Origin of the sequence: Vibrio genomosp. F10 str. 9ZD137 (genome assembly GCF_049974785.1) — a bacterium.
GTDB lineage: Bacteria > Pseudomonadota > Gammaproteobacteria > Enterobacterales > Vibrionaceae > Vibrio.
Window position 1 is genome coordinate 1 of record NZ_JBNGCJ010000067.1, and the last position, 1,468, is coordinate 1,468.

Here is a 1,468-nt window from a genome sequence, read left to right on the forward strand (position 1 = left end):
TTTTCCAAGTTGTCTGTATGCAGTTCAATGAGACCTGGCATAAGCCAACCTTGATTGCCGTCTACCGCACCAGGCATCTGGCTTTTGGAATCAGACATTGAACGGATGATGCCACCCTCTACTTCAATCGATCCATTGACCACTTCGTTTTCTAATACCAGTTGAACATTAGTAATAATCATTGTTCTATCCTTTTTTTGTTAAGCTTTGCGAAGTGTCGCCGTTGAAATATCGTAATATTTGTCTGCCACGCTTTGACGAACAAACTCATCGTGAAAAATGCCCACAATCGCGGCACCTCTTTGTTTTGCTTCTTGAATTAGCTCTATAACCACTTGGCAGTTTTTTTCATCCAGTGAGGCTGTCGGTTCATCAAGCAATAAAATAGGTGAATCAACAATGAAGCCTCGGGCAATATTCACCCGTTGCTGCTCTCCACCAGAAAAAGTCGCCGGAGCCAATGACCAAAGCGGCTCTGGAACGTTTAGGCGAGTAAGCAATGCCGCGGCTTTTTGCTTGGCTTGTTTCTTGTCTACTCCTTGTTCGATTAGGGGCTGGGCCACCACATCTAACGCACTGATGCGAGGGATCACTCTTAAAAATTGACTGACCCATCCCAGCGAATTTTGACGGACCTCCAATACTTCTCTTGGTTGGGCATTGGCAATATCGACCCAAGTCGCTTGGTGTTCGCATCTGTTTCTTCTTACATCACACGTATTCGTCATATCGCTTATAGCGTCAGAGTCACGAACATGACTCACACCATTATGGCGGACCCATATATGCCCTTCGTCGACTAAGTAATTGGCGTACAGGGCTCTAAGCAATGTGCTTTTCCCCGATCCAGAGCGCCCCAAAAGTACAACACATTCGCCCTTATCAACTGAAAAACTGCTTTTCGTCAGAACAGGCAACTTGGCACCACTTTGATTGTGAAGAACGAACGTTTTGCTCACGTTAGATACCGAAAGCATCGTATTCATGTCGGTCAGTCGATCATCCTTTGCGTATGCCACACTGGCTTCTTTTTGGTGTCGTTCACCAACGGGGATTATCACGGTATTCATTACGGCTCCTTATCCTTGGATGACTGATGAAACAAGCAATTGTGTATAGGGGTGCTGAGGATCATCGAGTACTTGGTCGGTAAGCCCACTCTCCACAATACGACTCTCTTTCATGACCACCAAACGATGAGCAAGCAATCGTGCAACCGCTAAATCGTGAGTGACGATCACCACAGATAAGCCGAGTTCCATTACTAAGTTTCGAATCAAATCGAGTAACCTTGCCTGAACAGAAACATCGAGACCGCCTGTAGGTTCATCCATAAAAATAAGCTTTGGGTGTGTGACTAAATTTCGCGCGATTTGCAGCCTTTGTTGCATTCCGCCAGAGAAGGTAATGGGCATGTCGTCTATCCGGTCGCGAGGGATTTCAACTTGATTAAGCCAATCCAGTGCTT

General features: G+C 45.9%; 2 protein-coding genes and 1 pseudogene. All 3 read right to left on the minus strand.

Annotated features, from left to right (window positions below; translation table 11 throughout):
* Window positions 1-182 (minus strand): annotated as a pseudogene (locus tag ACP45E_RS00890) (alpha-D-ribose 1-methylphosphonate 5-triphosphate diphosphatase); the annotation flags it as partial.
* 18 nt (window positions 183-200) lie between these two features.
* On the minus strand, window positions 201-986 hold the full coding sequence (locus tag ACP45E_RS00895; protein ID WP_083251582.1) for a phosphonate C-P lyase system protein PhnL: 786 nt from the start codon (window positions 984-986) through the stop codon (window positions 201-203).
* Between the two features lie 93 nt (window positions 987-1,079).
* Window positions 1,080-1,468, minus strand: a 389-nt coding sequence (locus ACP45E_RS00900; protein WP_141707164.1) for an ATP-binding cassette domain-containing protein, incomplete at its 5' end; no start/stop codon positions are given.

Bases quoted from the DNA above. Each gene is read 5' to 3' on its own strand.
- ACP45E_RS00895 (WP_083251582.1), bottom strand. From the start codon at position 986: ATGAATACGATGCTTTCGGTATCTAACGTGAGCAAAACGTTCGTTCTT.